This window comes from Microcoleus sp. B4-D4, from assembly GCF_036705185.1.
Taxonomy (GTDB): Bacteria; Cyanobacteriota; Cyanobacteriia; order Cyanobacteriales; family Microcoleaceae; genus Microcoleus.
In genome coordinates, this window is record NZ_JAUBTX010000106.1 from 1 (window position 1) to 2,139 (window position 2,139).

Annotated in this window: 1 pseudogene; it reads left to right on the forward strand. The window is 35.6% G+C overall.

Annotated elements, in window-relative coordinates:
* Window positions 1-2,139, forward strand: a pseudogene (locus tag QUB13_RS30255) (hypothetical protein); the annotation flags it as partial.

Below are 2,139 nucleotides of genomic sequence, written 5' to 3' on the forward strand. Positions count from 1 at the left end.
TTGATTTACCTACTGAAATTAGTCCAGAAGTGACCTATCAATACTTTAGTGAAAATAGTAATTATAAAATTATTAACCTATGGTCTTTAATTGATGAAGACCGTGATTTTTTGGAACAAGAGGGTTTTTCTATCGCCAATTTAGAATTAATCGCCAAGGATGATATAGAATTAGAAGAATTATATATTAATAGTTTTGAATCGGCTGATAACCCAGTTTATCTATCTCGTAAAAGTAAAAAATTTGAAAGGGTAAATGCCAATAAAGGTATATACGATGTAATAAAAGGTCGATACTTTCAGCATAGCATCATAGAAACAGGCTATATCTATACAACCTGCCCCACCACAGGCGTAGTTTTAAGGTCAAATCAATCATTTCCGATAACTCCTCCTCTACCGGGAGGGATATTTTCCTGGCGTCCTATCCGTATCTATCGTTTTGTAGGCTCTGAAGTATTTTATTTAGTCTGTGCAGAGGGGTTGACAGGAGATAAAAGCTTTATTTACTTTCCTCGATTAGAATTAATCATTAAGTTTGGGCCTTATGTCAATTTATATGCCAGTGAAACCCAAATAACCAATGTTTTAAAAGCAGGCTTAGTGAGTTATTGGAAAGGAGTAGAAGCCTATATTTCCTCATCGTGCCAGAAAGAAGTAGCTGTTGATCTAGGCTGGTCTTATAACTTAGGGCATTATATTTGGCATGACATGTCTGGTTTGCAATATTTATATTCTAATGGAACACTAAGTAAAGTCAGGAAATTTTTGGTTGGTTATTATGAATACATCAATATAGGTGATACTTATCCAGAAATCCAGTCAGAACAGATCGTCCGTTGGTCAGATCCACAAGATTGTTGGAATCTTTTCAAAACTGTTATAGACCAAAATTATATAACTGTATGGCCCACAGACTTGTTCATTCAAGAAGAATTAGCAAACCGAATTTATCAAGGAGCAGTGAAAAGATGTAACCCCAATGTTTTGCAAAAAATAGGAGAGGCTAAACAACATTTTCCTTTAATCTGGATAGCAATTCGCAGTCACTACCGATTTTGGTTATCTCAAGTTGAAGGCATCGCTAATATTATTAATACTTTACAGCAAGATTATCCTAATTTAGCTGTTGTTTTTGATGGCTGGGGGAGGCATGAAAGGGATGATCCTCGTGCTGAATCGGAGATTAAACGGGAAACAACAATTATAGAGGAAATACTAGCTTTAGTCCATACAGATATTAAAGCCTATAATTTAATTGGAAACATGAGTTATGAACGGGTTGCTTGGGTTCAAGCAATAGATATTTATATTTCTCCATACTGTTCCGGTTTGTTTTTTCCAATTATAATTGCCAATAAGCCAGGAGTTGTTCATGGGCCGGGATACAATTCATATACGCTTCAAACAGGTGAATTTTCTCCATTTATTCGAGAAAACCTGACAGAATCTATTTTTCTACCCGCAGACTATGTTGAGGAGGGTCAGCCATTGGGCTTTACCAATTACGATATTAGTTGGCAAAAAGTTTATGATGCAAGTATTAATTTACTTAAAAAAAAATCTGAACAAAATTTAACTTCTGAACAAGAAAGCTCAGATAAGATTGAAGATAGTTTGGACATCAAGAAAATGCCGATAGAACCTAAGATGATAGAAGAAGCAATTGCCCAGTGGCGAGAGCAGGGGGGGTTAAATTTACAAGCAGATAATAATAGCCTATTAAATAGCTTAGAACCTATATCAACTATCCTGATTTTACCTGAACAGTTATCTATTCTTTCAGGTGAAATTGTGGAAAAAGGTTCTAGGAAACAGTTGGTTAGTCCAACAGGAAATCAAGACTTAGTGTCTTATGGCCCCTATATTGATGTTCCTGATGGATTGTATAAAATTCGGGTTAACTTTGAGTTTTTAGAAGGTGATTCCGACTCAGACAGAGAATTAGCAGAGTATGGTCAGATTGGTTATAAACTAGATATAGTGAGTGAATTTGCTTATGTTTGGCAGGAAATAAATGTCCCTACTAGACAAGACAAACTAGAGTTTTTCCTAGAGTTAGCGGATGCTAATAACCTAGAAATTCGGTTTTGGGCAACAGGGAGAGCTTTTGCCATAAATTCGATAGAATTGAACTTGC